The sequence below is a fragment of the Phocoenobacter atlanticus subsp. cyclopteri genome (assembly GCF_018343795.1).
GTDB lineage: Bacteria > Pseudomonadota > Gammaproteobacteria > Enterobacterales > Pasteurellaceae > Phocoenobacter > Phocoenobacter atlanticus.
The window spans coordinates 1,344,198-1,370,942 of sequence record NZ_CP074346.1 but is presented as its reverse complement, the minus strand read 5'-3'; the positions used below and the strand labels follow the sequence as shown (position 1 = coordinate 1,370,942).

The 26,745-nt window shown below is 32.6% G+C and carries 25 protein-coding genes; 13 read left to right on the top strand and 12 right to left on the bottom strand.

The window, feature by feature from the left end; all coding sequences use genetic code 11:
• Window positions 1-72: 72 nt before the first annotated feature.
• The 4 genes from KGI96_RS06445 to KGI96_RS06430 all read right to left on the bottom strand — a co-directional run bounded on the left by KGI96_RS06445 (window position 73) and on the right by KGI96_RS06430 (window position 1,455).
• A complete protein-coding gene (locus KGI96_RS06445; RefSeq protein ID WP_211599249.1) occupies window positions 73-237 on the bottom strand; it encodes a hypothetical protein in 165 nt (54 codons plus the stop codon).
• A gap of 37 nt (window positions 238-274) precedes the next feature.
• A complete protein-coding gene (locus KGI96_RS06440; protein WP_211599248.1) occupies window positions 275-553 on the bottom strand; it encodes a hypothetical protein in 279 nt (92 codons plus the stop codon).
• A 124-nt stretch (window positions 554-677) separates the two neighbouring features.
• Window positions 678-1,178 (bottom strand): GNAT family N-acetyltransferase, encoded by a 501-nt coding sequence (locus KGI96_RS06435; protein WP_211599247.1) that lies wholly within the window; start codon window positions 1,176-1,178, stop codon window positions 678-680.
• The gene (locus tag KGI96_RS06430) at window positions 1,171-1,455 is read right to left on the bottom strand and encodes a type II toxin-antitoxin system TacA family antitoxin (RefSeq protein WP_211599246.1); all 285 of its coding nucleotides are present in this window, start codon (window positions 1,453-1,455) and stop codon (window positions 1,171-1,173) included. The genes KGI96_RS06435 and KGI96_RS06430 overlap by 8 nt, the downstream gene beginning before the upstream one ends.
• A 352-nt stretch (window positions 1,456-1,807) precedes the next feature.
• On the opposite strand from KGI96_RS06430, the gene rplY reads away from it, so the two are divergent.
• Window positions 1,808-2,095 carry a 50S ribosomal protein L25 gene (rplY, locus tag KGI96_RS06425; RefSeq protein WP_211599245.1) on the top strand — a complete coding sequence of 96 codons (288 nt, stop codon included), beginning with the start codon at window positions 1,808-1,810 and terminating at the stop codon, window positions 2,093-2,095.
• 185 nt (window positions 2,096-2,280) lie between these two features.
• Here the strand turns inward: rplY and KGI96_RS06420 are convergent, their stop codons facing one another.
• Window positions 2,281-4,104 carry an ATP-binding protein gene (locus tag KGI96_RS06420; protein ID WP_211599244.1) on the bottom strand — a complete coding sequence of 608 codons (1,824 nt, stop codon included), beginning with the start codon at window positions 4,102-4,104 and terminating at the stop codon, window positions 2,281-2,283.
• 175 nt (window positions 4,105-4,279) lie between these two features.
• Between KGI96_RS06420 and metN the strand changes: the two genes are divergently transcribed.
• The 8 genes from metN (at window position 4,280) to KGI96_RS06380 (ending at window position 12,892) form a co-directional block, all read left to right on the top strand.
• The gene (gene metN, locus KGI96_RS06415) at window positions 4,280-5,314 is read left to right on the top strand and encodes a methionine ABC transporter ATP-binding protein MetN (protein ID WP_211599243.1); all 1,035 of its coding nucleotides are present in this window, start codon (window positions 4,280-4,282) and stop codon (window positions 5,312-5,314) included.
• Window positions 5,304-5,981 carry a methionine ABC transporter permease gene (locus KGI96_RS06410; protein ID WP_211599242.1) on the top strand — a complete coding sequence of 226 codons (678 nt, stop codon included), beginning with the start codon at window positions 5,304-5,306 and terminating at the stop codon, window positions 5,979-5,981. The genes metN and KGI96_RS06410 overlap by 11 nt, the downstream gene beginning before the upstream one ends.
• A gap of 46 nt (window positions 5,982-6,027) precedes the next feature.
• Entirely contained in the window at window positions 6,028-6,855 is an 828-nt protein-coding gene (locus tag KGI96_RS06405) for a MetQ/NlpA family lipoprotein (protein WP_211599241.1), read from the top strand.
• Between the two features lie 225 nt (window positions 6,856-7,080).
• Complete coding sequence (locus tag KGI96_RS06400) at window positions 7,081-7,983, top strand: metal ABC transporter substrate-binding protein (protein ID WP_211599240.1); 903 nt, start codon at window positions 7,081-7,083, stop codon at window positions 7,981-7,983.
• Between the two features lies 1 nt (window position 7,984).
• Window positions 7,985-8,767 carry a metal ABC transporter ATP-binding protein gene (locus KGI96_RS06395; RefSeq protein WP_211599239.1) on the top strand — a complete coding sequence of 261 codons (783 nt, stop codon included), beginning with the start codon at window positions 7,985-7,987 and terminating at the stop codon, window positions 8,765-8,767.
• A gap of 15 nt (window positions 8,768-8,782) precedes the next feature.
• Window positions 8,783-9,640, top strand: coding sequence for a metal ABC transporter permease (locus KGI96_RS06390; protein WP_211599238.1), 858 nt, complete (start codon window positions 8,783-8,785; stop codon window positions 9,638-9,640).
• Window positions 9,633-10,481: a metal ABC transporter permease gene (locus KGI96_RS06385; RefSeq protein ID WP_211599237.1), complete on the top strand. Its 849-nt coding sequence runs from the start codon at window positions 9,633-9,635 to the stop codon at window positions 10,479-10,481. The genes KGI96_RS06390 and KGI96_RS06385 overlap by 8 nt, the downstream gene beginning before the upstream one ends.
• 401 nt (window positions 10,482-10,882) lie before the next feature.
• Window positions 10,883-12,892 (top strand): autotransporter domain-containing protein, encoded by a 2,010-nt coding sequence (locus tag KGI96_RS06380; RefSeq protein ID WP_213156397.1) that lies wholly within the window; start codon window positions 10,883-10,885, stop codon window positions 12,890-12,892.
• Window positions 12,893-13,097: 205 nt separating this feature from the next.
• Here the strand turns inward: KGI96_RS06380 and KGI96_RS06375 are convergent, their stop codons facing one another.
• Both KGI96_RS06375 and yhbY read right to left on the bottom strand, forming a co-directional pair.
• Window positions 13,098-14,570, bottom strand: a complete 1,473-nt coding sequence (locus KGI96_RS06375) for an aminoacyl-histidine dipeptidase (RefSeq protein WP_213156395.1) — start codon at window positions 14,568-14,570, stop codon at window positions 13,098-13,100.
• Between the two features lie 78 nt (window positions 14,571-14,648).
• Window positions 14,649-14,963 carry a ribosome assembly RNA-binding protein YhbY gene (gene yhbY, locus KGI96_RS06370; protein WP_211599428.1) on the bottom strand — a complete coding sequence of 105 codons (315 nt, stop codon included), beginning with the start codon at window positions 14,961-14,963 and terminating at the stop codon, window positions 14,649-14,651.
• 332 nt (window positions 14,964-15,295) lie between these two features.
• Here yhbY and KGI96_RS06365 point away from each other — a divergent pair, with 332 nt between their 5' ends.
• Window positions 15,296-18,538 carry a TonB-dependent receptor domain-containing protein gene (locus KGI96_RS06365; RefSeq protein WP_211599429.1) on the top strand — a complete coding sequence of 1,081 codons (3,243 nt, stop codon included), beginning with the start codon at window positions 15,296-15,298 and terminating at the stop codon, window positions 18,536-18,538.
• Between the two features lie 133 nt (window positions 18,539-18,671).
• Here the strand turns inward: KGI96_RS06365 and KGI96_RS06360 are convergent, their stop codons facing one another.
• Window positions 18,672-19,106, bottom strand: coding sequence for a LexA family protein (locus KGI96_RS06360; protein WP_211599430.1), 435 nt, complete (start codon window positions 19,104-19,106; stop codon window positions 18,672-18,674).
• A 179-nt stretch (window positions 19,107-19,285) separates the two neighbouring features.
• On the opposite strand from KGI96_RS06360, the gene KGI96_RS06355 reads away from it, so the two are divergent.
• Entirely contained in the window at window positions 19,286-20,491 is a 1,206-nt protein-coding gene (locus KGI96_RS06355) for a DEAD/DEAH box helicase (RefSeq protein WP_211599431.1), read from the top strand.
• A 100-nt stretch (window positions 20,492-20,591) separates the two neighbouring features.
• On the opposite strand, the gene KGI96_RS06350 is transcribed toward KGI96_RS06355, so the two are convergent.
• Both KGI96_RS06350 and rluF read right to left on the bottom strand, forming a co-directional pair.
• Entirely contained in the window at window positions 20,592-21,800 is a 1,209-nt protein-coding gene (locus KGI96_RS06350) for an IS256 family transposase (RefSeq protein WP_211597004.1), read from the bottom strand.
• A gap of 140 nt (window positions 21,801-21,940) precedes the next feature.
• Window positions 21,941-22,810: a 23S rRNA pseudouridine(2604) synthase RluF gene (gene rluF, locus KGI96_RS06345; RefSeq protein ID WP_211598366.1), complete on the bottom strand. Its 870-nt coding sequence runs from the start codon at window positions 22,808-22,810 to the stop codon at window positions 21,941-21,943.
• 267 nt (window positions 22,811-23,077) lie between these two features.
• Here rluF and KGI96_RS06340 point away from each other — a divergent pair, with 267 nt between their 5' ends.
• Both KGI96_RS06340 and KGI96_RS06335 read left to right on the top strand, forming a co-directional pair.
• Window positions 23,078-23,959 carry an ORF6N domain-containing protein gene (locus KGI96_RS06340; RefSeq protein WP_211598364.1) on the top strand — a complete coding sequence of 294 codons (882 nt, stop codon included), beginning with the start codon at window positions 23,078-23,080 and terminating at the stop codon, window positions 23,957-23,959.
• Window positions 23,960-24,018: 59 nt separating this feature from the next.
• Window positions 24,019-24,846 carry an ORF6N domain-containing protein gene (locus KGI96_RS06335; protein ID WP_211598362.1) on the top strand — a complete coding sequence of 276 codons (828 nt, stop codon included), beginning with the start codon at window positions 24,019-24,021 and terminating at the stop codon, window positions 24,844-24,846.
• Between the two features lie 4 nt (window positions 24,847-24,850).
• On the opposite strand, the gene KGI96_RS06330 is transcribed toward KGI96_RS06335, so the two are convergent.
• Window positions 24,851-25,129 (bottom strand): helix-turn-helix domain-containing protein, encoded by a 279-nt coding sequence (locus KGI96_RS06330; protein WP_211598360.1) that lies wholly within the window; start codon window positions 25,127-25,129, stop codon window positions 24,851-24,853.
• A 100-nt stretch (window positions 25,130-25,229) separates the two neighbouring features.
• Window positions 25,230-26,516, bottom strand: coding sequence for a branched-chain amino acid transport system II carrier protein (gene brnQ, locus KGI96_RS06325; protein WP_211598358.1), 1,287 nt, complete (start codon window positions 26,514-26,516; stop codon window positions 25,230-25,232).
• Window positions 26,517-26,745 lie beyond the last annotated feature (229 nt).

Below are 26,745 nucleotides of genomic sequence, written 5' to 3'. Positions count from 1 at the left end.
GTTCGTCTTACTTTATAGGTTTTATGATATTTGCACTTTAAAATTATATTTTGCTACAACAACGAAGTCTTATTATTTTGGTTTATTAATAATTATGCTAATAGATTTTGGAGAGATAATTTCTTTCATTCCATCAGATGTTTTATAAGCAACATAAGCCCGTCTCCAATTCAAATTTGGAAGTTCTTTAAATCCTAACTGGCTTGCTTTGTCAATTAGATCATTATGTTTCTTCACTGCATCATGAGCAACTACCGCCCAAAATGATCCTTGTTTATTTAGAAATTCTATTCGTCTTAGGTGTGTTTGGTTTATATGGTAATAAAAAACTCGCTACAGTATCATGATTATTAAGAAGAGATTCAATATCATTTTGTAAATATTGAATTCTGTCTCCTTTTTTCACTATATTAGTAGCATAAGCGTCTCCTAAATAAGAAGTAAACTTCTTGTCTTTATACTTAATAAATAAATGGTATTGAAGGCTTCCTTTATTTTTATTTAATTGCTGTTTTAGTGGTTTGATCTTAGATGATGATGTTAAAAACTTCATATTTTTATAGTCTCTATCTAGTTTGAAGAAAATGTTTCTTGCAGACAAAGAATAATACGCTGTAAAGTATATATAACAAAATATACTTTACAGCGTATTTTTGTATGAAATTTAATTAGTTGTTTTATTTGATGTTTTTTATAGTGCTAAAAGGTAAAATTAAAGACAATGGTTTATCAGGCAATGAAATTGCCCCAAATTTACTATACCATTTGGCAACATCATCATCCTTAGCCTCAATTAAAAGTCCTATTCCTCCGACTTCTTCAGAAACCTTAATGCAACGTTCTATTGCCTTATAAAGTAATACTCCGCCTATACCTTTATTTTGCTCCGAAACATCTACGCCTAAGCGAGCAAGAATGAATAACGGTACTTGATGACGACTTAATCCTTTTTGAAAGGATTTAGGTATTTGATTATATTCTATAGATGTTAATGTAATAGAATAAAAGCCTATAATCTTTTTTGTTTCTTTGTCTAAGGTTAAATAAGTTTTAGCTGTCCCTTTTTTATGAGATTGACCAGCATAGCAACGTAGAAACGTATTTAGCTCTTCATTTCCACAATCAAAGTTCTTACGATTGTGAGCTTTATCTAAAGGCTCCTCAATATATTTAGGCATCGTATAAATCCTGAGCTGTTTTAGCAGCTTTCATTAAACGTTCATTTGGAGCTGGAGGATTATCAAGCAAGTCCATTATAAATGCTAAGTCATTCTTTGATAGTGATGACTCCTCGTGTTCTTTGACAATCTCTTTAGCATTATATAGTACGTGTTTAAGGACAAAATCAGTAATCGTTGTTTTAGATAATAATGTTGCTTTTTGTAGTATTTCTTTATCATCACGACTAATACGAATAGATATTCTATCACTTGTTGTATTTATTGCTCTAGCCATTCTGATCTCCTTGTGTGCTTTCAATTAGTACAAGTTAATATATACTTTATTTATTGTATTGGCAAGTCGTTATAATATTATTAATTAAACAATTTATCAGCTCTACAGGGCAAGATCATACTTTAATTAAAGTATGATCTTGCCCTGAATCAATCGTTAAAAGTATGTGGTTACCTTGGATTTTATGGCGTTGATATAAAATAAAAACTTTCTTTTTGCTTAAAATCATTATAATGCTGGTCTGCTGTTTTTCTAATGTTAAACAGTGATGAATTTAGGGAAGTAGTTGGGTCGCCTGCTACTTTTGTCTTTAATGGAACAATAATGTTCCTTATTATATGAGAATAAAAAAATGTCATTTACATTTGAAGCTGAAGTTCGTTCAACGCAAGGTACGGGTGCGAGCCGCCGTCTGCGTCATAATCATCAAGTTCCTGCTATTATTTATGGTGGTAATGCAGAAGCTGTTGCGATCACACTAGATCACGATAAAGTAAACAATGCACAATTTGATGATTCATTTTATAGTGAAGTTTTAACACTTAAATTGGCTGGTAAAGAAGAGAAGGTAAAAATTCAAGCAATTCAACGCCATCCTACCAAACCAAAATTATTACACTTAGATTTCAAAAGAGTTTAATTACAACACATAATTTGAGTTTTAATTTATAAAAGACTAAGTTCAAAAGAACTTGGTCTTTTTTATTGAATCTATACTCTGATTTAAAAAATTATTTTTGCAAAAAATGATAAACAAGTGACCGCTAGCTCTTCTTACCTTTTTAAATAAATCAGAATAGTATTCAAGGTTTTGTCTAAGTTTATTTACTGAGCGTTAATCCATTTTTTTACATCCGCTAGATCTTGCAGCCACTCATTTTTAAGTTGAGTAATCCATATTTGAATATTTTCTTCCCATTCTGACCCATTATCAACTTGAGCTAACTGGGCGATATTTTGTAATGAAGAAAGTCCTACAGAAGATAATGCACCTTTAATTTTGTGTGCTTCTTCCGCTGTAGCTTTACGCATTTCAGGAGAGTGTGTTTGCTGCCACTGTTGATAATAAGTGGTTAAGTTTTGAATATAATTTGGCATTAATTCTGCAAAGAGTTCAATATTTTTCATTAATGCGTCTTTACCCATAATATCTAAAAACTCTTGTAATACTTGAGGATCAAAGTGTAAATTTTGTTCTAAAGGTTTATTCTTTAGCGGTAGGATTTTTTGATCTTTTTGCAAAAATTCATCATCAAAATATTTATTTAAACAATGGGATAAATCTTCAATAGATAGGGGTTTACGCAACACATCGTCCATTCCTTTCTGTTTATATTCTTCTTTAGTCGGCATTACATTGGCAGTAAGGGCGACTAAAATAGGTAAATAATCCATTTTATCATTTTCGTAATCTTCAATAAGCTTTTGAGCAATCTCAAACCCTGTGGTATCAGGTAGTTGAATATCTAATAAAATAAGATCGTAATAATTATTTTTTATCAATGGATACGTTTCTTCTCCAGACATTGCGACATCGACTTGGCAACCAAATTTTGCTAATACGGCACGAGCAACGACGACATTAACTTCAATATCTTCTACCAGTAATACTTTTAAATGATGATGTTGAATATTTTGAGTTTGTTGCATTGTTGTTTCTTCTGCTTGAATGGTCAGTATAAAAGTCGCGCCTTTCCCAATTTCACTTTCGATAGTAATATTACCGCCCATTAAGGCGGCAATTGTTTTAGAAATCGCTAATCCAATACCACTACCTTGTGCTTTTTTATCGCAACCTTGTGCTTGGTAGAACATTGTAAAAATTTTACCTTGCTCTGCTTTTGGAATGCCAACCCCATTATCTTTTAAACTAAAACTAAATTGATTTTTATTAGATCGTGAAATGGTTAAGTGAATATTGCCATTTTGTGGGGTAAATTTAACCGCATTATTGACCAAGTTCCATAAAATTTGACTTAAACGTGTGTTATCAACGGTAATAAATTCAGGTAAATCATCATCATAACTAATTTGGAATTTTATTTTTTTTTGTTCTGCCATAATTTTAGCAAAGTGAGTTATATTATTAATAATATCTGAGAATGCTACTTGAGTTGGATATAATTCAATACGTTGGCTGTCAATTTTTTCTAAGTCAATAATATCGCTAAAAATATGACCTAATGAAATAGCACTAATATTAATAGTTTGTAAATAATCGTGTTGCTGTTTTGTGAGGTTAGTCTCTAACAAAATACGACTTAATCCAATAATGCCATTTAAAGGGGTACGCAATTCGTGGCTAATGGTTGCCATTAGTTCAGTTTTATGTTGATTATTTTTCTCAATAATTTCTTTATAAATAGAAAGATCGTGAAAAGAGCGTTCGAGTTTAATTCGAGATTTTTCAAGGCGTTCCACTATTAAATTGAAAAAATAAAGGACAAAAGGGGCTGAAATTAATCCAAAAATAATGGAACGTAAAATATCTTTGGGGTTGATATATCCTGTAAAGATCATACTCAGTAAACATTGTACAAAAATAGCCGAAGTAGCTAATACAAAAAAACCAAGCAGTGCAGATTTTACACGCCCTAAACGTAACACCCAGTTAATGTATCGTTGGTTGTAGTGTCTTATATTTGTCATTATTTTTCCTATGGTAAAATTACTTTTCTATGCTTATATCTGAATACTTAATAGTGAAAGTCTAGCATAATTAAAGTATAAATTTTTTATAGAAAATAAAAATTTTTTCTTGACATAGCATTCTAGACGTCTAGAATGCTATTCATTGATTTGTTTTTAGGGATACATAAAAATTATGATAAAGCTGAAAAATATAAGCAAAGAATTTAACGTAAAGGGAAAAATTCTTAAAGCTTTAGATAATGTTACTCTAGAGGTGCCACAAGGTACAATTTATGGTGTGATTGGTTCATCTGGAGCAGGGAAGAGTACGTTAATTCGTTGTGTGAATTTACTTGAGCGTCCAACAAGTGGGCAAATATTTGTTGGAAATAGAGAATTGACAGAATTAAAAGAAAAAGATCTTATTCTTGCTCGTCGTAAAATAGCAATGATTTTTCAACATTTTAATTTACTTTCATCTCGCACAGTATTTGATAATGTGGCATTGCCTTTGGAATTAAGTCATTTTTCTAAAAATCAAATTAAAGATAAAGTCAATGATCTGTTAGAATTGGTGGGATTAGCAGATAAAAAAAATGCTTACCCAAGCAATTTATCTGGTGGGCAAAAACAGCGTGTAGCAATCGCTCGTGCATTAGCGAATAACCCAGAAGTATTATTATGTGATGAAGCAACCAGTGCTTTAGATCCTGCAACAACACAATCTATTTTAGCGCTATTAAAAGAGATCAATAGCCGTTTAGGTTTAACTATTTTATTGATTACCCACGAAATGGAAGTCGTAAAACGTATTTGTGATCAAGTTGCAGTGATTGATAAAGGGCAATTAATTGAAACGGGTACTGTTAGTGAAATGTTTTCAAATCCTAAAACAGCATTGGCAAAACGTTTTATTGCATCAACTTTTCATAATGAGTTGCCACAAGAATATATTGATAGATTACACCTAAATCCAGATGATAAATCAGAGCCGATTATTCGTTTTGAATTTACAGGAAAATCTGTTGATGCTCCGTTATTATCACAAGTATCAAAACAATTTGGCATTGATTTTAGTATTTTAATGTCACAAATTGATTATGCAGGTGGAGTAAAATTTGGTTTTGTAATTGCTGAAGTCGTAGGAAAACACGAGAAAATTTTACAAGCCAAGGAATTTTTAAGAGAACATAATGTAAAAGTTGAGGTGCTAGGCTATGTGGAATGATTTTTTAAATGAACTTACACCCAAAATGTGGGCGTTGGTAGGTAGCTCAACCTTAGAAACGATTTATATGGGCTTTGCTTCAACATTTATTGCAATTATTGTTGGGTTACCTCTTGGTTTTTTCGCTTTTTTAACCAGTAAAAACCAAATTTTGGAAAATTTGACGTTTAACAGAATACTTGATGTCATTATTAATGTAGGGCGTTCAATTCCATTTATTATTTTGCTTGTTGTATTATTGCCTTTCACGCGTTGGATTGTACATACAACGCTTGGAACAACAGCAGCAATAGTGCCACTTAGCGTGGCTGCAATTCCATTTTTTGCTCGTTTAACTGCTAATTCATTGTTAGAAGTTCCAGCAGGATTAACTGAAGCAGCAAAATCAATGGGAGCAACAAATTGGCAGGTAGTAACAAAATTCTATCTGTCAGAGTCATTACCTAGCCTTATCAATGGTGTTACTTTAACTTTAGTTTCACTTATTGGTTATTCTGCAATGGCTGGGGTTGTTGGTGGTGGAGGTTTAGGTAACCTTGCTATCAGCTACGGAGAGCATAGAAATATGATCTACGTAAAATGGTTGGCAACAATCATTATCGTGTTAATCGTAATGATTAGTCAAAAATTAGGGGATCGCTTAGCAGAAAAAGTTGATCATCGATAATATAAATACAAACACAACATAAAATATCACGAGGAGAAATGAAATTATGAAAATTTCAAAAATTTTAGGTTTAACAGCATTAGTATCAGTTTTTGCATTAACGGCGTGTAATGATGAGAAAGCATCACAGCCAGCCCAAGAACAAGCAAATAAGATTAAAGTAGGAGTAATGTCAGGTCCTGAGCACGAAGTGGCAGAAGTCGCTGCTAAAGTTGCTAAAGAAAAATACAATTTAGAGGTAGAATTTGTATTATTTAATGATTACGCACTACCAAATACGGCAACTTCTAAGGGTGACTTGGATGCAAATGCCTTTCAACATAAGCCTTATTTAGATAAAGATTCTAAAGAAAAAGGATTAGATAATTTAGTGGCAGTAGGGAACACTTTTGTTTATCCATTAGCGGGTTATTCTAAAAAAATTAAAACTCTTGATGAATTAAAAGAAAGAGCCGTAATTACTGTACCAAACGATCCAAGTAATTTAGCTCGTGCGTTGATTTTATTAGAAAAGCAAGGCTTGATTAAATTAAAAGATAATACCAATTTATTTTCAACATCAAACGATATTGTTGAAAACCCTAAACATTTACAAATTAAAGAAGTGGATGCGTCTTTGGCGGCTCGTGCATTAGATGATGTAGATGTTGGTATTATCAATAGTGGTTATGCAACACAAATCGGCTTAAACGCACAAGATCACGGCGTGTTTGTTGAAGGTAAAGATTCACCTTACGTCAACCTTGTGGTTGCCCGTACTGATAACCAAAATAGTCAAGCAGTGCAAGATTTCGTAAAAGCATACCAAACTGAAGAAGTGTATAAAAAAGCACGTGAATTCTTTAAAGATGGTGTTGTTAAAGGCTGGAAATAATCTTTTATTCTTGTTATCAAATGATATGAACCCGAAAATTAGGGTTCATATTTTACAATAACCATATAGCTACATCGTTTGTCATTTTTAACCTTTCTTTTTATAACAGTATTATTATTTCTAATATCGATCAATTTTTATCTAAATATTGGAGTTTTCTATTGACAATCATTTGCATTAAGGATAAATTTACACAACATTTATTTTATTATCGTAGGAAAAAAGATGAAAACTAATAAATTGCTTTTAACTAGCTTACTAATTGGAGGATTATTTAGTCCATTAGCTCAAGCTCATAACCATACTAAATTTAAAGTCGCAACGACTTTTACGGTTATTCAAGATATTGCTCAAAATGTAGCAGGTGATGCGGCAGATGTTGTCTCTATCACTGTGCCAGGTGCTGAAATTCATGAATATGAAACAACACCAGATGATTTGAAAAGAGTTCATGGTTCTGATTTGATCTTATTCAATGGGATGAACCTTGAATTATGGTTTAAGAAATTTTATAGAGATTATAAAGATATCCCTTCAGTAGAAGTAACAAAAGGCATTGTACCAATGCCAATTCTTGAGGGGAGTTATGAAGGGAAACCAAATCCACATGCTTGGATGTCTCCAACAAATGCTGAAATCTATGTGAATAATATTAGAGATGCATTTATTAAATACGATCCTGAAAATGCGGAAACGTATAAAGTAAATGCAAAAAAATATATTCAACAAATTAGAGACTTAGATGCACCATTACGTGCAAAATTATCAAAAGTACCAACAGAACAACGTTGGTTAGTCACTGCTGAAGGTGCATTTAGTTATTTAACAAGAGATTATGGCTTTAAAGAAGCTTACATTTGGCCAATTAATGCGGATGAAATGGGATCTCCAAAACAAGTGTCGTCGCTTATTAACCAAGTAAGAGCAAATAAAATCCCTGTGGTATTTAGTGAAAGTACCAATAATGATCAGGGTGCAAGTGCAAAACAAGTAGCTAAAGAAGCTGGTGCTAAATATGGCGGGGTACTTTATGTAGATTCATTATCAGCAAAAGATGGTCCTACACCTACTTATCTTGATCTATTAAAAGTAACTGTATCAACTATCGCTAAAGGATTTGAAAAATAATATGAAAAAAGCTCTTCCCTCTATCTGTGCTAAAGATGTAACCGTTCGTTATAATAATGGGCATACTGCTATTTACGATGTTTCTTTTCAATTAGAGGGAGGAACAACTTGTGCATTAGTCGGTACAAATGGTAGTGGTAAATCAACTTTATTTAAAAGTATTATGGGATTAGTCAATCCTCAAAAAGGGCAAATAAAATTATGCGGCTTACCCATTAACCAAGCATTAAAACAAAATTTAATTGCTTATGTACCACAGACAGAAGAAATTGATTGGCAATTCCCTATTTCTGTTTATGATGTTGTTCTGCAGGGCCGTTACGGTTATATGAATTTCTTACGTATTCCTTCTAAGGAAGATAAACGGATTGTGCAGCAAGCAATGGAGCGTTTAGGTATTGAACATCTTGCACAACGTCAAATCGGAGAACTTTCTGGAGGACAAAAGAAACGTGTTTTTTTATCTCGAGCGTTAGCACAACAAAGCAGAATTATTTTATTAGATGAGCCTTTTACTGGCGTTGATATTAATACTGAAAATACTATTATGCAGTTATTAAGTGAACTTCGTGAAGAAGGCGCGTTAATTCTTGTGTCTACGCATAATTTAGAAAGTGTTCCTTATTATTGTGATCATACTATAATGATAGATCGTACCGTAATTGCTGTGGGTGATATAAAAACGACTTTTGTTGAAGAAAACATTAAAAAAGCTTTTGGTGGTTCGTTGCGTTCTTTTCAAGAACAGGGACAAACTATTAGTCAATCATCTATAAATGAATAAATAAGAGGTAATAATATGTTGGAGTTCTTATTAGAGCCTTTTAGTTATGAATTTATGGTCAAAGCAATTTCTCTTAGTGCCGCAGCAGGAGGAATATGTGCCTTTCTCTCTTCTTATTTAATTCTGAAAGGGTGGTCATTAATTGGAGATGCTCTTTCACATGCAGTGGTACCTGGTGTTGCAATTGCTTATGCACTAGGATTTCCCTATGCAGTAGGTGCTTTTATTGCGGGTTTCTTAGCGACTGTTACTATTTTATGGATAAAATCAATCAGTAAATTGAAAGAAGAAGCAGTTATTGGTTTTATTTTTACTACTTTTCTAGCTCTTGGGTTATTGATTGTTTCAATGAATCCAACAGCGGTCAATGTACAGGAAATTATATTAGGTAATATTCTAGCAATTACAGAAGAGAATGCGATTCAAATGGCAATTGTAATTGTGATTAGCCTAATTTTCTTATTACTTTTCTGGAAAGATTTATTATTAGTGTTTTTTGATGAAACTCAAGCCATTTCATCTGGTTTAAAACCCATTTATTATAAAGTATTATTTTTTACTCTATTGAGTGCTTGTGTTGTTGTTGCTCTGCAAACAGTAGGAGCTATTCTTGTTATTTCAATGGTTATTACACCAGGAGCAACGGCTTATTTATTGACAGATAGCTTTAAAAAAATGTTAATTATCTCAACGATATTAGGTGTTATAACGAGTGCCACAGGGGCTTATTTAAGTTATCACTTAAATGTTACAACAGGTGGACTTATTGTCGTATTCCAAGCATTCTTATTTTTACTTGCTTTCTATTTTGCACCAAAGCACGGTTATTTTGCAAAACATAAAAAACTTAAATTGGAGTTAACGAATGAATAGTATTATCAGTTGGTTTTCTGACCCATTCGAGTATTATTTTATGCAAAAAGCATTATTTACGGCAATTGGTGTTTCTGTAGTTTGTGCTATTTTATCTTGCTATCTTGTTTTGAAAGGTTGGTCTCTAATGGGAGATGCGATCTCTCATGCGGTATTACCAGGTATTGTACTCGCCGCATTTTTAGGACTTCCTATTTTTTTGGGTGCTTTTCTCTCTGGTATTGCCTGTACAACAGCTATTGGTTATATCAAAGACCATAGTCGAATAAAGGAAGATACGGCGATGGGGATTGTTTTTGCAGGAATGTTTGGATTGGGTTTAGTAATGTTTAGTAAAATAAAAACATCACAACATCTTACTCATATTCTTTTTGGGCATTTACTTGGTATTAGTTATGAAGAAATGATTGAAACTTTAATCATTAGCGGTGTTGTTTTTATCATTATGTATATCAAAAGAAAAGATTTTTTACTTTATTGTTTTGATCCAAACTACGTACGTGTAGTAGGATTGTCACCCAAAATATTACATTATGGATTACTTAGTTTATTAGCGTTCAGTATTATATCTGCAATGCACGTAGTTGGCGTTATCCTTGTTGTTGCAATGCTTATTTCTCCAGGTATTATTGGTTATACTATTTCAAAACGTTTTGATGTAATGATGGTAATTGCGATTTTTGTTTCAGTAATTACCAGTATTTTTGGTACTATTATTAGTTTTCATATTGATGGTGCAACAGGTCCTTGTATTGTCTTATTGCAAGCAGTCGTATTTATTATTGTTTTAGTAGTAACTAAGATTAAAGCGTCAACAGTTGAAAAACAAGTAACACAATAAATAGTACAGGTACACTTATGAAGTTTATATAAGAATTTAATTAGAACAAGATAGCACTTAAAACCTAATAAAAATTTTTACAAAATATTATGGGTATAAATCTAGCGGGTAGATTAAATCGAAAATTTACAAAATTCAATTCCTTATTTTGTAAATTTCTGTTTCTTTTTTGAGTCATAAGGCGATATAATGTAAACAGTTAGATTGAATTTTAACTAGTTTTTTTTATTTTTTTCTTCTTGCTATAAGGAAACTTGCAATGAATACTCTAAACAAACAAACAAACAAACAAACAAACAAACAAACAAACAAACAAACAAACAAACAAATAAACAAACAAACAAATAAACAAACAAACAAACAAACAAACAAAGCTAAAATTTGCCTATCTTAGTTCCTTTGTGCTTTTCTCTTTAAATCCTTTTTTCTTTTCACCAGCTTTTGCAGATGCTCAACCTATTATTGCTCAAAAAATAAATTTAGGAGTGAATCTAGCTGGAAGGTCTAAGGTTGATTGTTTTAGTGGTGATAACACTGTTGTGGGGGTTACGGTTTATAACTCTAGTACTAGGCTTTTAAAATCCTTTATTTTATCAGGTCCAAATTGGACAAAACAAACTAAATTAGGGACATTTAACCCAGATAATAGTGGATTATCTAAAGTCCACTATTTAAATGATGATGGCACTGTTGCGACGGGTGTTGCGAAGAATGATAATGAACGAGATCCTAGAGGGCGAGGCATCATTTGGTCAGGTCCAAATTGGGCAACTAAAACAGAGTTAGGTTCATTAAGAGCAGATAATACGGGAATTTCTGATGTTGCGGGCTTAAGCAGTGATGGTACTATTGCGGTGGGGGATACTAAAAAAGATGGTGAGAATAAATTTAGGGCGATCGTTTGGTCAGGACCAAACTGGGCAACAAAAACAGATTTAGGAACATTAAAAAGAGATAATAGAGGATACTCAGGTGCCACTGGTTTAAGTCGTGATGGTACTATTATAGCGGGTTCTGCTTTCAATGATAATAATAAAGAAAGAGGCATTGTTTGGTCGGGACCAAGTTGGGGTACAAAAACGGACTTAGGCACATTAAAAACCGATAATAGTGGAGAATCTTGGGTAAGTACTTTGATTGGTGATGGTATGGTTGTAGGTGGAGCGGCTCTAAATGATAATAATGAAAAGAGAGCCATCCTTTGGTCAGGACCGAATTGGACTACCAAAACTGACTTAGGTACATTAAAAGCCGATAATATTGGAGGAGCTTGGGTTTGGGCTTTAAATGATGATGGTACTATTGCTGGAGGCAGGGCTCCAAATGATAATAATGAAAAGAGAGCCACCCTTTGGTCAGGACCAAATTGGACAACCAAAACTGACTTAGGCACATTAAAAGCGGATAATAGTGGAAATTCTAGCGTTACTGCTTTAAGTCGTGATGGCCGTTTTGCGGGAGGGACTGCTGAAGATGAGAATGGTGTTTCTAGAGCAACCGTTTGGAAAGTGAAAAACATAAATAATCTAACAAAAATAGATATTGAACACACCAAATTAAGTATGGTGTATTTGGGTAATGATGCACTTGGTGTCACTTCTTTACAAACGCATATCTTACAACGCTTACAACAAAGTCGCTATTTTAAAAAAGGTAAAATAGGTTACAGCATTCGTCAAGATGTAGCAGGTCAAAAAGGTAATAAAACAGCCAGTGTTGGGTTGGGTTTATCTTATGGTTTTGGAAAGGGCATAACAGCAGGAATTAACTTTGATAAAAGTTTATCACGCCAATTACCAGAAAGTTATAAAACAGACGGAAATACAGGATTAGGGCTGTTTGCTAACTGGAAAAATAATCATTGGTTTATTGAAACAGCAGCAGCGTGGCAAAGAGACAGAGTAAAAGTGAAACGCCCATTATTGCCAAATACAGAAGAGGGAAGTAACAAAACCACAATGAAAGGTTCTGCATTTTCTTTCACAACTGGATATGATTTTGGCAAAATATCGGTTTATAGTTCATTGCGTTATAACCACATTACTCGTGATGCTTATGTAGAAAAGAATGCTGAATTTGCGGCGAGTTTTGAAAAAATTAACTATACAGATACTGCTTTGGCATTAGGGGTTGAAGGCAGATTGCCATTAACACATAAACTAAGTTTATTAGCCAGTGCGGAAGTAGAGCAGCAATTAACAGGAGATAACCCAACCTATACAGTTTCAATGCCTTTTGTGGGAGGATTTAGCAAGACAGCCAAAATCACTAAAACACGTGGACGAGTACAAACAGGGTTAAGCTATAATATCAACCCTGCTCTTTCAGTGAGTTTTATGCCTTATTATGAACGAACTGCTTTTGGTTACAATGGCTGGGGAACATCGTTACAGTTAAAAGGAACGTTTTAATTTAATTGTTAATTAAAATTAATCTGCACTCAATTGGGTGCAGATTTTTTTATGAATTTTTTACAGAAATAAATCTAATTTTTCTTGACTAAGTTTTAGGTAAAACATCATTGGATGGTTCAGTTTTTCTACGCTGAGAAATTAAGTGGATTGAATATCTTTAAATTCATTGTATTAGTAAGGTATATCAAGCCACTATACCAATTTATTTGATAGGAATATTTTTTAATAACCGTACTAATAATTCCCAATAAGTTGCAACTGCTAGAATATGTACTTTTTCATCAGGAGAATGAGGATGACGAATTGTTGGACCAATAGAAACCATATCAAGATTTGGATAAACCTGTTTCAAAAAACCACACTCAAAACCTGCGTGAACCACCTTGATTTTAGTTTCATAACCTAATAGCTCATCATATACCTGTTGAGTAATTTGAGTAATTTTTGAATCCAGATCAGGTGTCCAACCTGCATAATCACCAAAATAATTAAGACTTGCCCCTGTTAATTCGGCTAATGCATTTAGCTTTCCTTTAACTTCATTTTTTCCTTCTTCAAATAAAGAACGAATTAAAATAATTGCAGAAAGATGATTTTGTTCTGTTTTCAAAACACCAGTACTGAGAGAAGTTTCTGTCACACTCTCAAATTGGTCACTTTTACGAATTAACCCATCTGGTAATATATTTAAGGTATTAATCACTTTATGTGTCGTATTTTCAGTAAATATATCATCAGCAGGCTCAATTTTCTCAATTAAAAAAGTTAAATGAGGTTCTGTAATAGAGAGTGTTTTTTGTAAATTTTTTTCAATTTGCTGAATACAAGCGGTCACATTTAGGGAGTTTTTTGCAAAAAATGCAATAGAAGTAACCGCCTCTCTTGGAATGGCATTGTGAACATTTCCCCCTTTAATATCAATGAGTTGAAACTCAACCTCTTGTTTTAACTCCATTAAAACCCGTGCCATTAATTTAATCGCACTGACTCTGCCCTTGTGGATATCAAATCCAGAATGTCCGCCTAGTAGTCCTTTAATGGTAATTTGGATTGCATCATCAAACTGATTTTTTTCTCGTTCGATTGGCATATCAAAGCTAACATTTGTCCCTTGTGCACAACCAATATAAATCTCTCCATTATCTTCAGTATCGGTATTAATTAAGATATCCCCTTGCAACCAATTTGGACGCAACATCATTGCCCCTTTCATTGAGGTTTCTTCCTCAACTGTCAATAAAACCTCTAAAACAGGATGTTCAATATCATTACTTTCCAATAAAGCCAAACAAGATGCCATACCAATACCATTATCAGCACCGAGTGTTGTCTCTTTTGCAGTTACCCATTCGCCATTAATATAAGGTTGAATAGGATCTGTCACAAAGTTATGTTTAATACCATCGTTAGCCTGTGGCACCATATCAAGATGGGCTTGTATAGTGACAGTTTGTCGATTTTTCATTCCCTTGGTAGCAGGCTTACGAATAAGAATATTGCCCACTTCATCACGCTCAACAAAAAGGGATTGAGATTTTGCCCAATCTACAATGAAACAAGCTAATTGTTCTTCATAGTAAGAAGGATGAGGAATAGCACAGATTTTATCAAACCATTGCCATAATAGTGTGGGAGAAAGTGTTGAAATTTCAGTAGGTTGAAATGAATAGGACATAGTTAATTCTTTAATAACAAACTTATATTAACCTTTCCTCCTCTATGTTTATTTACCGATTACAGAGGAGGAGAGGTATTAAACTGATTTTTTTGCTTTTGGTAACGTGATTTTTTTATCATCACTTTCACGATATAACACTAAAATGTGTCCAATAGTTTGCACATTTGTTGCTTTAGTTTCACGAACAATTGCATCAATAATCAATTTTTTGGTATCACGATCAGCTCCTGCGACTTTCACTTTAATCAATTCGTGGTGGCTAAGTGCATTTTCAATTTCGGCTAAAACGCCTTCTGTTAATCCATTTCCACCTAGCATCACAACAGGGCTAAGGTGATGAGCGAGGCTTTTCAAATATTGTTTTTGTTTAGTTGTTAATGTAACTGACATTATAGGTATTCCTTTCAATTAAAAATTGGAATGAAAATAGCATAAATCATTGAAAATGTCAGGTGTATTTTTAATGATTTTTTTAAAGTAAATTTAGTATGAGCTGATTTATAGATAAAATTTGCAAAAAGTTTAAAGAATGTGACCGCTTGTTTTTATTCTTTAGTATAAAGCATTAAATATTCAGCAATTTTTGCCTATTTTTCTTGCAGTCAAATACTCTTCTATAAATACAATATAGATATAAATTGGTATTCAGTATAAATTCAGTTATATTAATGTTAATGTAATCAGTTCTTGTTTGCATTTTTTAATTTATACGAGGTAAATTTATGCTGCAAGGAAGCGGTTCTGTTCAAAAGAGTAAACGACTAGCTAAGTTATTTTGTTGTTCTTTCTTCCCTTTCTCTATTGCCAATGTAATGGCTCAAGATATCCATTTAAATACTATTGAGGTAGTAGATTCTCTTAGTAATATCCAAACTAAGAATATTGCTGAAACTATCAAAACAGCTAAAATTCTTGAAAAACAGCAAATTTCAGATATTCGTGATTTAGTGAAATATGAAACGGGTATTACTGTTGTGGAAAAAGGGCGTATGGGGGAAAGTGGTTATGCAATACGTGGGGTAGATGAAAATCGAGTCAATATTACCATTGATGGTTTACAGCAGGCAGAAAATTTTTCTTCACAGGGTTTTAAGGAGTTATTTGAGGGTTATGGGAATTTTAATAATACTCGTAATGGGGTAGAAATTGAAAATATTAAAGAAGTTAGCCTTGTTAAAGGTGCCGATTCTACTAAAGTAGGAAGTGGTGCATTAGGTGGTTCTGTTATTTTTCAAACTAAAGATGCAAGAGACTTTTTAGTGAATAAAGATTTTTACTACAAATTTAAAACAGGGTATGCCTCTGCAAATAATCAAGATATGTTTTCACATACATTGGCAGGACGTTATAACAATTTTGATGCGTTAATTATTCGTACTGATAGGAAAGGAACAAATTTAGAAAACTTCGACTATAATAAGTTTTCAGATAAGGTTCAAGGTAAGTCAAGACAAAAAGCAGATCCTTATCATATCAAAAAATATAATACACTAATTAAACTTGGCTATAATCTCAATGACTTCAATCGCTTTACGCTGATGTTAGACGATGGTAACAAGACATCAAAAGGGCACGATTGGTCTTATACAATGAATTATAGCAGTGATACTCGTCATACCAATGATAGTAGTCATCGCCGAAATCTTGCTTTTGCCTATGAAAATTATGACGCTAATCTATTTTGGGATAGTGCAAAAGTCACAGTATCAAATCAGAAAATTATTCAAAGGGCGCAAACAGATATTTATTGTGTGGGTAAAGACGATTGTAGTCGGACAGCTAATCCACTGAACATTCAATTAAAAGAGGGAAAAGTCGTTGATAAAGAAGGAAATTCTTTCAATATTAAGCGGGTACCACAGTGGAAAAATGCAGGTAGTTATATAGAACCAAACTATGTAAAAGACGAAACTGAAACAACTTTGGCATTAGTTAACGCGAAGGGGGAAGAGTATGATTATCCGTTAGAAGGTAGATTTAATACCCGAAATAATCAAAGTGATCATTGGTATCTATATAATAAAGAACACAAAGGTGAGGATATTTTACTAGATTGTTCGAAATTTGACTGTAATAGTAAGCTGAGATACTACCATATCAATGAAGAAGATGCCTTTGTTAACGAACGACACTATTTTGATCTTGATTTAAATAAACCTCACAGTAAAGTTGATGATGATAATACAGTACAACAGGGTTGGAATAAGGGTGATAAAATAAGAGTTAAAACTCAATTTGCGGTTGAGGATATCAAACAAGCTCAGGCTCACTATAAACGTATAAAAATGATGCAACAGCAATATTATTCTAAAAATAATAGTTGGGAGAATAAACCCTCACCTGATTATAACTTGATATTACCATCACGAGGTTATATTGGGGCAGACTGGAAAGATAGAAGGTTAAATACTTATACAAAACAAGTGAATGTTGATTTTGAAAAAGCGGTAAATATTAAAGCAACAGAGCATTTGTTTGCTTATGGTGGACACTTATCTAAGACGGATAAATCAATGGTAAATTATTCAGGTCAGCGATTAGTTGATGTGAAATGGTGGGCGTTAAACAGTTATTTTGATAAGATTGATGAAGATGGTACTCCTCTTTGTTCTTTAAATGGTTGGGGAGAAAAAGGTTCACCAAATTGTTATCGTCAAAATGAGGTGACTTCATTTTTAATTCCAGTGCAAGTAACAAATGGGGCATTATATTTTAAAGATAATATTCGAGTAAATGATTGGTTAAGTTTTGATGGCAGTTATCGTTATGATAAAGTTTCTTATAAACCCACTTATAAACAAGGTAAATCACCAGATATTCCATTAGGAATGTTTTTTAATGCTCATTATCAACTTGATTTGAAAAAGAAACCTGTTTGGGATAGAAGTAAATCTTGGGCTGAAAATATGGTTTTTCAGAATAAGTATAAGGATTATTATGAAAGTATGATGCCTAAAATTGAGGAAAATAAGAAAGCGACTAAAGAGTATATGACAGCTCAAAAACAATCTTTTAAGAATCATAGCTATGCCTTAGGTACGACAATAGATCCCACAGATTATTTACGTGTACAAGCAAAATTTTCGAAAGGATTTAGAGCACCTACTCCAGAGGAAATGTATTTTACTTTTGCACACCCAAGTTTTAATATTCGCCCCAATTTACGCTTAAAACCAGAAACTGCTGAAACGAAAGAATTAGCATTCACTTTGTATAAAGATCGTAGTTATATTACATTAAATGGCTTTAGAACAGATTATAAAGATTTTCTAACTTTACAAAATCAAGGTGTATATGAAGCTCAAATTACCGGTATTGATAAAAATATTTATCAAAATATTAATCAACAAAGTGCTAAAGTAACTGGTATTGATATAACCACTAAATTGGCTTTAGGTGATTTCAGTCCCACATTAACAGGTGTGAGTTTTGGGTATAAATATACTTATCAAAAAGGAAAAATTAGTGGTACTAAACATACTTTTGAAGCTGGTGAGTATGGTAAAAATATTGTAAAAACAGAAACAGGTTATTACCCAATGAATGCTATTCAACCAAGTAAACACGTGGTTAGTTTAGGTTATATTTCATCTCAAGAAAGCTATGGTGTTGATTTGTATTTTACGCACAGTGCAGCTAAAAAATCCAAAGATACTTATCATTCCTACCATAAAGAAGGTAATAGTCCTTTTGTTGAACCGAGAAGCCGTTCATATAATATTTTTGATTTAATCGGTTTTTATAAACCACTTAAAGGAATGACTATTCAAGCAGGTATTTATAATTTATTTAATAAAGACTATATGACTTGGGATAGTGCTCGTTCTATCAGAAGTTTTGGTACAACAAATATGATTTGTAGAAAAGAAAATCGTTCAGATGGTTGTAATAATGACAATCAAGGTATTGAGCGTTTTCATTCACCAAAACGTAATTTTAAACTTAATTTACAATATGAATTTTAGATAACTCATTGATTTAAAGTAAATAAATCCTTATTTGGCATTTGGTTAAATAAGGATTTTTATCTGTTGTAGTAGCAAAAATTTGACATAATCTGACCGCTTGTTTGTGTATATGCTCAATAGTAACTAAAAACTAAACAACATACTTCGGTGTACGTGGCATTTTAGTACGTACTTGATGTACCACGTTAGTAATGACACCTGCGATATTAATGTCATTCCACTGTTGAATTCTTAAATTGGGTTCTGATGTATCTAATGAAAAGAGTATTTTTTCTTGTTCATTTTCATTAAAAAATTGATAGAATTTGTATTCATTATTTTTTTCGATCACAATCATATCATTTATCTGAAAATCACAGTTTTCTTCCACAATAAGCACATCATCTAACTCAATTCCCCATACTAATAAATTAGGATTTTTAACTTGTATAAAAAAAGTATCAGTAGGGCGTTTAATGCAAAGTGAATTAAGATCTAATTTTATTGAACGCTCTGTGTGGGTGTCACGATATAATGGCATTGGTTGATAAGGCAATGCGTGGGTGAGTTTTCTTAATTGTGCCATATTCATCTCCAAAACAAATAAACTGTGTTTTTATACAGGCATTTTACTGGTTAAAAACACAGTGTCAAGAAAAAAGATCATTTTTTGATCCGTAAAAAGGTATTTTTTATATTTATTTGGTTATCTCTGTACGTAAATACTGTATTATAGAGAGTGAATTTTAACTTATGGAAATATAATTGATACAATTTAATCAACTTGGGTTATCTGCCCCAATCTTAAAAGCAGTGACTGAGCAAGGCTATGAAACCCCAACCCCAATTCAACAACAATCAATCCCAGCCGTGCTTTTGGGGAAAGATCTTATGGCCGCTGCTCAAACGGGTACAGGAAAAACGGCAGGGTTTACTCTTCCTATTTTAGAGATTTTATCTAAAGGACAATCAGCAAAGTCAAATCAAGCAAGAGCGTTAATTTTAACTCCAACTCGAGAGTTAGCGGCTCAAATAGCGGAAAATGTTAGTCTTTATGGGCAGTATTTATCACTTAAATCAGCCGTTGTCTTTGGTGGAGTAAAAATTAATCCTCAAATGCAAAAATTATGTAAAGGTGCAGATATTTTGGTTGCGACACCAGGACGATTACTCGATTTACATCAACAAAATGCTATTCATTTTGATCAATTAGAAATATTAGTATTAGATGAAGCTGATCGAATGTTAGATATGGGATTTATTCACGATATTAAGAGAATTATCAAACTATTACCACCTAAGCGTCAAAATTTATTATTTTCAGCAACATTTTCTGATGAAATCCGCACTCTTGCAAAAGGGATTATTCGAAATCCTGTTGAAATTTCAGTTTCACCAGAAAATACAACGGCAGAGAAAGTGAGCCAAGTGATTTACCCAGTGGATAAGAAAAGTAAACCAACATTACTGATCAAATTGATTAAAGATAATAATTGGGATCAAGTACTGGTTTTTACTCGTACCAAACACGGGGCAAATAAATTAACCAAGCAACTTGATAAAGAAAATATACCCGCGTCAGCTATTCACGGAAGCAAAAGTCAAGGTGCAAGAACGCGTGCATTAGCAGAATTTAAAGCAGGCGATATTCAAGTTTTGGTTGCAACAGATATTGCTGCCAGAGGAATTGATATTGATTTATTACCTCACGTTGTCAATTTTGATTTACCTAATGTCGCAGAAGATTACGTGCATCGTATTGGGAGAACAGGACGAGCAGGTTCATCAGGTAAGGCGGTATCATTAGTTTGTGCTGATGAGTTGGATGATTTAAAAGGGATAGAACGATTAATTCAACAAGTACTACCAAGAGAAATAATTAAAGGCTTTGAACCTCAAAATGCCTTAGCAACAACAGTATTAGATACACGTCCAATTAAAAAAAGACCAAAGAAAAAGAAATTTAAATAATATAGCGGTGACATTTTGTTTAAAATTTGCAAATTTTGGTATACAGGACAAATGTAACGCAAAAGGAGACTGTCTCCTAAACTGTGTAACTGCAATTTAGTTAAAGATAATCAGCTAAGCGATCATCAAACTCAATCATAAACTTATTGAGAGCTAATTTCCAGTCTCTAATTGGCATTGTCCATTTTTTAGAGGCATTTTGAATAGCCAGATAAACAACTTTTTTTGCTGAGTCATCTGTTGGGAATAATTTTCTTTTATTGATGACTTTGCGAATAACACTATTGACAGACTCAATAGCATTCGTCGTATAAATGGCTTTTCTGATGTCCTGTGGGTAGTTAAACAAGGTATTCAGGTTATCCCAGTGTTTATACCAAGACCGTGATATTTGCGGATATTTATCATCATAAGTATTCGCAAAATTCTCTAATTCCTGCAAGGCTTCATCTTCTGTCGCAGATTGATAAATTTTCTTTAAATCTCGAGCAACTGCTTTATAATCCTTATGAGGCACATATTTCATAGAATTACGCACCATATGGACAATACAAAGCTGGATTTTAGTTTTTGGATAAACGGTATTAATCGCATCAGGAAAGCCCGTTAAACCATCAACACAAGCAATAAGGATATCTTTTACACCACGATTTTGTAATTCTGTCAGCATCCCTAACCAAAATTTAGCTCCTTCATTTTCAGATATCCACAACCCTAGAAGCTCCTTTTGTCCTTGCATATTAATGCCTAAGGCAAGGTAAATTGCCTTGTTAATCACACGTTTATCTTGACGGACTTTAACAACGATACAGTCTAAATAAACAATAGGATAGACATCATCAAGGGGGCGAGATTGCCACTCGATAACATCATCTAATAGTGCATCTGTCACACGTGATACCAGTGTAGGTGAGATTTCAGTCCCATACAGGTCTGACACGGTTTCAGTGATTTCTCGGGTACTCATTCCTTGTGAATATAAATAGATAATTTTTGAGTCGAGTGTCGGTACTCTTGTTTGTCGTTTTTTGATGATTTCAGGTTCAAAAGTCCCTTCTCTATCACGCGGAGTATCGATAGAAAATTTACCTTCTTCGGTATAGACTGTTTTGGATGTCACCCCATTTCTGCTATTGCTACCTTTACGTATACCATTCTTTTGATAGCCAAGATGTTCATCTAATTCAGCATTGAGTGATTTCTCAAAGAAACGTTTGTGCAATAGCTGAGTTGCATTTGCGATATCTTCTTGTGAATCTAGTTGTTCAAGTAGGGCTTCGATTTGGTCGGTTATATTTGTTTTTTTCATGTTAGTATCCACCTTAATGTTTTTTGTATATTAAAACAGATACATAGTTATTTTTATAGTCTCCGCAAAAGGGCTAAATAATAACCACTTATTTAGCCTTTGTTTTATTTTTTAATATTCTAAAATATCATTGATTAACGTTATCTTTTAGTATGACCAAATTTGGGCTTAAAACGTTTTTCTGAGGGTTGATCTTTCCTAAATGTTTTATTTTTACTTGGTGCATTTTTATGCGGAGATTTTTTTTGTGATACTTTTTGATGAGAGACTTTATCAATCACATCACTTGTCTTTTTAGACGTGGCAACCAACTTGTTAATTTCTGCCATTTCTTTTGACGTCAATTCACGCCACTCGCCTGTTTTTAATCGATCTAAACTGACATTCATAATACGCACACGTTTTAGTCTTTGTACTTCATAGCCTAAATATTCACACATTCGACGAATTTGTCGGTTCAAACCTTGAATCAAAATAATTTTAAACACACGATCACTGATTTTTTCCACTTTACATTTTTTGGTTACCGTTCCCAAAATAGGAATACCATTCGCCATTCTTTGAATAAATCTATCGTTAATCGGTTTATCTACTGTAACAATATACTCTTTTTCGTGATTATTTCCTGCACGCAAAATTTTATTCACAATATCGCCATCATTGGTTAAAAAAATTAATCCTTCCGAAGGTTTATCTAAGCGACCAATAGGAAATAAACGTTGAGGGTGACCGACAAAATTGACAATATTTTTTTGTTCTTTACTGTCCGTTGTACAAACAATACCAACAGGTTTATTTACCGCAATATAAATTGTTTTTGGTTTTGCTCTTAAAGGCTTTCCGTCTATTTTTACAACATCACCTTCAAAGACACGATTACCTAATTGTGTTTTTTTTCCATTAATGGTCACACGCCCTTGCTCGATAAACTTTTCCGCTTCTCTACGAGAGCATATTCCCGTGCTACTGATATATTTGTTTAAATTTATTGATTCTCTGTTCTGTTCCATAATAAAAAATAAGCTAGAAATAATTTAATGCTGAGAATAATAGCATATTACCTCTTTTTATGTACGGTCTATTTCTGAATATTCTTTAACTATTTTGGTAAATTTTCATTAAAAAATGCCCGCTTTATTGAAGATAAAAAATGCGATAGGGATCGCAAAAATGTAAAAATTATCTTTTTAGCTTTTAGATATACTGTAATAAGAAAAATATAGCATAACTTGAGGTCACAATTTGTGACCTAAAAATTTAAAACTAAGGATAATTTGATGAATGAAATCACAGAATATTTTGATATTAAATCAAAAATTTACACAATTAGAGAGAAGCAGGTGATGTTAGATAGGGATTTAGCGTTGCTTTATGGTGTTGAAACTAAAGTTTTTAATCAAGCGGTGAAACGAAATATTAAACGATTTCCTACTGATTTTATGTTTCAATTAAATAAACAAGAATTTGAAAATTGGAGGTCACAATTTGTGACCTCCAATTCTGATAAAATGGGGCTGCGATATATACCCTATGCTTTTACAGAGCAAGGTGTATCAATGCTTAGTGCCATTTTAAAAAGTGAAACGGCTATCAATATAAGCGTTAAAATTATTAGAGAATTTGTACAAATGCGTCAAACTATTTCTAATAATCAGTTATTGTTACAACAATTAGAAACGCTAGAAAAAAGACAAGTTACGTTTGAAATCACAACCGATAGTAAATTTAATCAACTTTTCAAAGCCCTAGAAAGCAAAGATCACATTCAACAACAAGGCATTTTCTTTAATGGTCAAATTTTTGATGCCCATAAATTTGTCTCAGATTTAATCAGAAAAGCACAGAAAAATATCGTTTTAATTGATAACTATATTGATGATTCAACCTTAACCCTTTTTCAGAAAAACCAAAATGTAAGCGTAACTATTTACACTCATTCAATCAGCAAAACCTTAAAACTCGATTTAGAAAAATATAACCAGCAATATAAAAAAATAGAGATTAAACTCAATAAAAATTTTCACGATAGATTTTTAATTATTGATGATAAAGAAATCTACCTTATCGGTGCCAGTTTAAAAGATTTAGGTAAAAAAGTGTTTGGGTTTTCGTTGTTAAAAGATATTGATGTAAAATTTTATAAAAATATGACTGCTTAAACTATAAAAACTTAAAGTTGAAAATTGCGACCTTGAGATTTAAAAATAAGGATAATTTAATGAATAAAATAACTGAACACTTTGATATTAAATCAAAAAGTTACACAATTAGAAATAAACAAGTGATGTTAGATAGAGATTTAGCGTTGCTGTATAACGTAGAAAATAGAGCTTTAAAACAAGCGGTAAAAAGAAATATAGAGAAATTTCCTGATGATTTTATGTTTATTTTAACTGAAAATGAAGTTGATTTAATGGTATCACAAAATGTGATACCTTCAAGACAGCATTTAGGAGGAAGTTTACCTTATGCCTTTACTGAGCAAGGTGTATCAATGCTCAGTTCAGTGTTAAAAAGTAAAATAGCCACTCAAATAAGTATTAGTATTTTTCGTGCTTTTATTCAAATGAGAAAATTTATTTCTCAAAATGAAACTATTTTCAAACGCATCGAAACACTAGAACAGAGTCAGCTTATAACCAATACCAATATAGATAAAATATTCAAAGCATTAGAAAGTAAAGACCATATCCAGCAACAAGGTATTTTCTTTAATGGTCAAATTTTTGATGCCCATAAATTTGTCTCAGATTTAATCAGAAAAGCACAGAAAAATATCGTTTTAATTGATAACTATATTGATGATTCAACCTTAACCCTTTTTCAGAAAAACCAAAATGTAAGCGTAACTATTTACACTCATTCAATCAGCAAAACCATAAAACTTGATTTAGAAAAATATAATCAGCAATATAAAAAGATAGAGATTAAACTCAATAAAAACTTCCACGATAGATTTTTAATTATTGATGATAAAGAAGTCTACCTTATCGGTGCAAGTTTAAAAGATATTGATGTCAATTTTTATAAAAAAATGACCGCTTAAATAGTTAAGATTTTCGTAATTCTTTTAATAAATCCACGACAAGAGCCTTTTGCTTTGAGGTAAGTTCTTGCCAGTGGCGATCGAGTTCATCGCTGTTCCATTCTGATTTTTCCATACAACCTGAAAAGAAATAGCTGATAGGTGTTTTTAAAAAAGTTGCTATTGCGACTAAATGAGAAAGATTGATTTTATTTGTCCCCCTTTCATAGCGGGAAAGTTGTGGCTGTGAAATATCAACATATTCTGATAAGCGATCAGCTGAATATCCTAATTCTTCAATCATATAACAAATTTCTAAATTTTCTCTTATTTTATCTCTTTTGTAATAAAAGAAAACCCACTTAAGATTAGTGGGTTTTTCATTAAGTTAATGAATACAATAATTATGCTTTTTGCATTTTTGATCCTACAAAACCAATAATTGCACCTACAATTGCAAACGGAAGCCATTCCATTGAATAAGCCTTAAGTGGTAAATGTTCTACAATTCCAGCCCCCATTACTGATAAAATTGAAACAACAGTAACTAATACAATAGGTAATCCTTTTGCTAATTTTGGCAATGGTACGACTAAATTAACAAGAAGAAGTAACATCGCTGTCATTGAGATTGGATAAAGTACCAATAATACAGGGATTGACTTACTAATCACCGCATTTAATCCTTGATTTGCTAAACCGAAACCGATAAGAGTAAATAAAATTGCATAGTTACGATAAGAGATTTTTTCAAACACGCTATGGAAGTATGATGACGTTGCCACCACTAAACCAATTGATGTTGTTAAACAAGCTAAAGTAACAATTAAACCAAGCAAGCTTCTACCTAAAAGACCAAAAGATTCTGTTGCCGCAGTATTTAAAATAAATACACCCAAATTTTGCCCTTTAGCAGCAACTTCGGTAATAGTTTCTGGACTTAATGGCATACTATTGCCAATCCAACCAATTGAGATATAAATAGCTCCCAGTGCTACTGCTGCAATAATACTTGCCATTGTTGCTTGTGTGGTTAAATTTGCCCCTTTTTTACTTTTTGTCTTAATCGCATTCATTACTACTACAGAAAATGCAAAAGCAGCTAACGCATCCATTGTTTGATAGCCTTCAAGGAAACCATCAACTAAAGGTGTGTTCATTGCCGTTGTCGTATGAACCGCTTCATTTCCAATTAAAATACTTGTCATTCTAAGTACTAATGCAATAATTGAAACTAAAAGAACAGGAGTTAAAATTGCACCAATACGATCAACCATTTTAGTTGGATTTAAGCTCACCCATAATGTAATGCCAAAATAAGCAAGAGTGAATACAAAAAGAGAGATAGGATCAGTTTCACCAATAAATGGAATTACCGCCATATCAAATGCTGTCGCTGCCGTACGAGGAATCGCAAAAAATGGACCAATCGTTAAATAAATTGCCCCTAAAAGTAATAATGAAATCCAAGGATGAATATCTTCTAATGCTTTTTTATACCCCCCTTTGTAATGTGTAGCGACTAAAATACCTAATAAAGGTAAGCCTACCCCAGTTACCACAAAACCAATAATTGCAGGCCAAAACGCTATACCACTATCAAACCCCAATTTAGGTGGAAAAATTAGGTTTCCTGCTCCAAAAAAGATGGCGAAGAGCATAAAACCAATAACAAATGTATTCTTATTCATATAAAAAACCTCTCACAAAATAAATTAAGGGGGTACTTTAACATAAAAGAATTGTTTTCTCTAAACCAAAATAATTTATGATTGAACAAGGAAAAATGCTATATTTTGAATATTCGTGTCATTCAAAGTTATTTGTCATAAAAAAAACTTATGATAAATAGCATTGAAATGGGGGGGTGAAAAAGTAGGGAGAATGATAAAACTAAACGGTGTTCCTAATATGAGGAAT

Coding starts and splice junctions, on each gene's coding strand:
- KGI96_RS06440 (WP_211599248.1), bottom strand. CDS start 553: ATGAAGTTTTTAACATCATCATCTAAGATCAAACCACTAAAACAGCAA.
- KGI96_RS06435 (WP_211599247.1), bottom strand. CDS start 1,178: ATGCCTAAATATATTGAGGAGCCTTTAGATAAAGCTCACAATCGTAAG.
- KGI96_RS06430 (WP_211599246.1), bottom strand. CDS start 1,455: ATGGCTAGAGCAATAAATACAACAAGTGATAGAATATCTATTCGTATT.
- rplY (WP_211599245.1), top strand. CDS start 1,808: ATGTCATTTACATTTGAAGCTGAAGTTCGTTCAACGCAAGGTACGGGT.
- KGI96_RS06420 (WP_211599244.1), bottom strand. CDS start 4,104: ATGACAAATATAAGACACTACAACCAACGATACATTAACTGGGTGTTA.
- metN (WP_211599243.1), top strand. CDS start 4,280: ATGATAAAGCTGAAAAATATAAGCAAAGAATTTAACGTAAAGGGAAAA.
- KGI96_RS06410 (WP_211599242.1), top strand. CDS start 5,304: ATGTGGAATGATTTTTTAAATGAACTTACACCCAAAATGTGGGCGTTG.
- KGI96_RS06405 (WP_211599241.1), top strand. CDS start 6,028: ATGAAAATTTCAAAAATTTTAGGTTTAACAGCATTAGTATCAGTTTTT.
- KGI96_RS06400 (WP_211599240.1), top strand. CDS start 7,081: ATGAAAACTAATAAATTGCTTTTAACTAGCTTACTAATTGGAGGATTA.
- KGI96_RS06395 (WP_211599239.1), top strand. CDS start 7,985: ATGAAAAAAGCTCTTCCCTCTATCTGTGCTAAAGATGTAACCGTTCGT.
- KGI96_RS06390 (WP_211599238.1), top strand. CDS start 8,783: ATGTTGGAGTTCTTATTAGAGCCTTTTAGTTATGAATTTATGGTCAAA.
- KGI96_RS06385 (WP_211599237.1), top strand. CDS start 9,633: ATGAATAGTATTATCAGTTGGTTTTCTGACCCATTCGAGTATTATTTT.
- KGI96_RS06375 (WP_213156395.1), bottom strand. CDS start 14,570: ATGTCCTATTCATTTCAACCTACTGAAATTTCAACACTTTCTCCCACA.
- yhbY (WP_211599428.1), bottom strand. CDS start 14,963: ATGTCAGTTACATTAACAACTAAACAAAAACAATATTTGAAAAGCCTC.
- KGI96_RS06365 (WP_211599429.1), top strand. CDS start 15,296: ATGCTGCAAGGAAGCGGTTCTGTTCAAAAGAGTAAACGACTAGCTAAG.
- KGI96_RS06360 (WP_211599430.1), bottom strand. CDS start 19,106: ATGGCACAATTAAGAAAACTCACCCACGCATTGCCTTATCAACCAATG.
- KGI96_RS06350 (WP_211597004.1), bottom strand. CDS start 21,800: ATGAAAAAAACAAATATAACCGACCAAATCGAAGCCCTACTTGAACAA.
- rluF (WP_211598366.1), bottom strand. CDS start 22,810: ATGGAACAGAACAGAGAATCAATAAATTTAAACAAATATATCAGTAGC.
- KGI96_RS06340 (WP_211598364.1), top strand. CDS start 23,078: ATGAATGAAATCACAGAATATTTTGATATTAAATCAAAAATTTACACA.
- KGI96_RS06335 (WP_211598362.1), top strand. CDS start 24,019: ATGAATAAAATAACTGAACACTTTGATATTAAATCAAAAAGTTACACA.
- KGI96_RS06330 (WP_211598360.1), bottom strand. CDS start 25,129: ATGATTGAAGAATTAGGATATTCAGCTGATCGCTTATCAGAATATGTT.
- brnQ (WP_211598358.1), bottom strand. CDS start 26,516: ATGAATAAGAATACATTTGTTATTGGTTTTATGCTCTTCGCCATCTTT.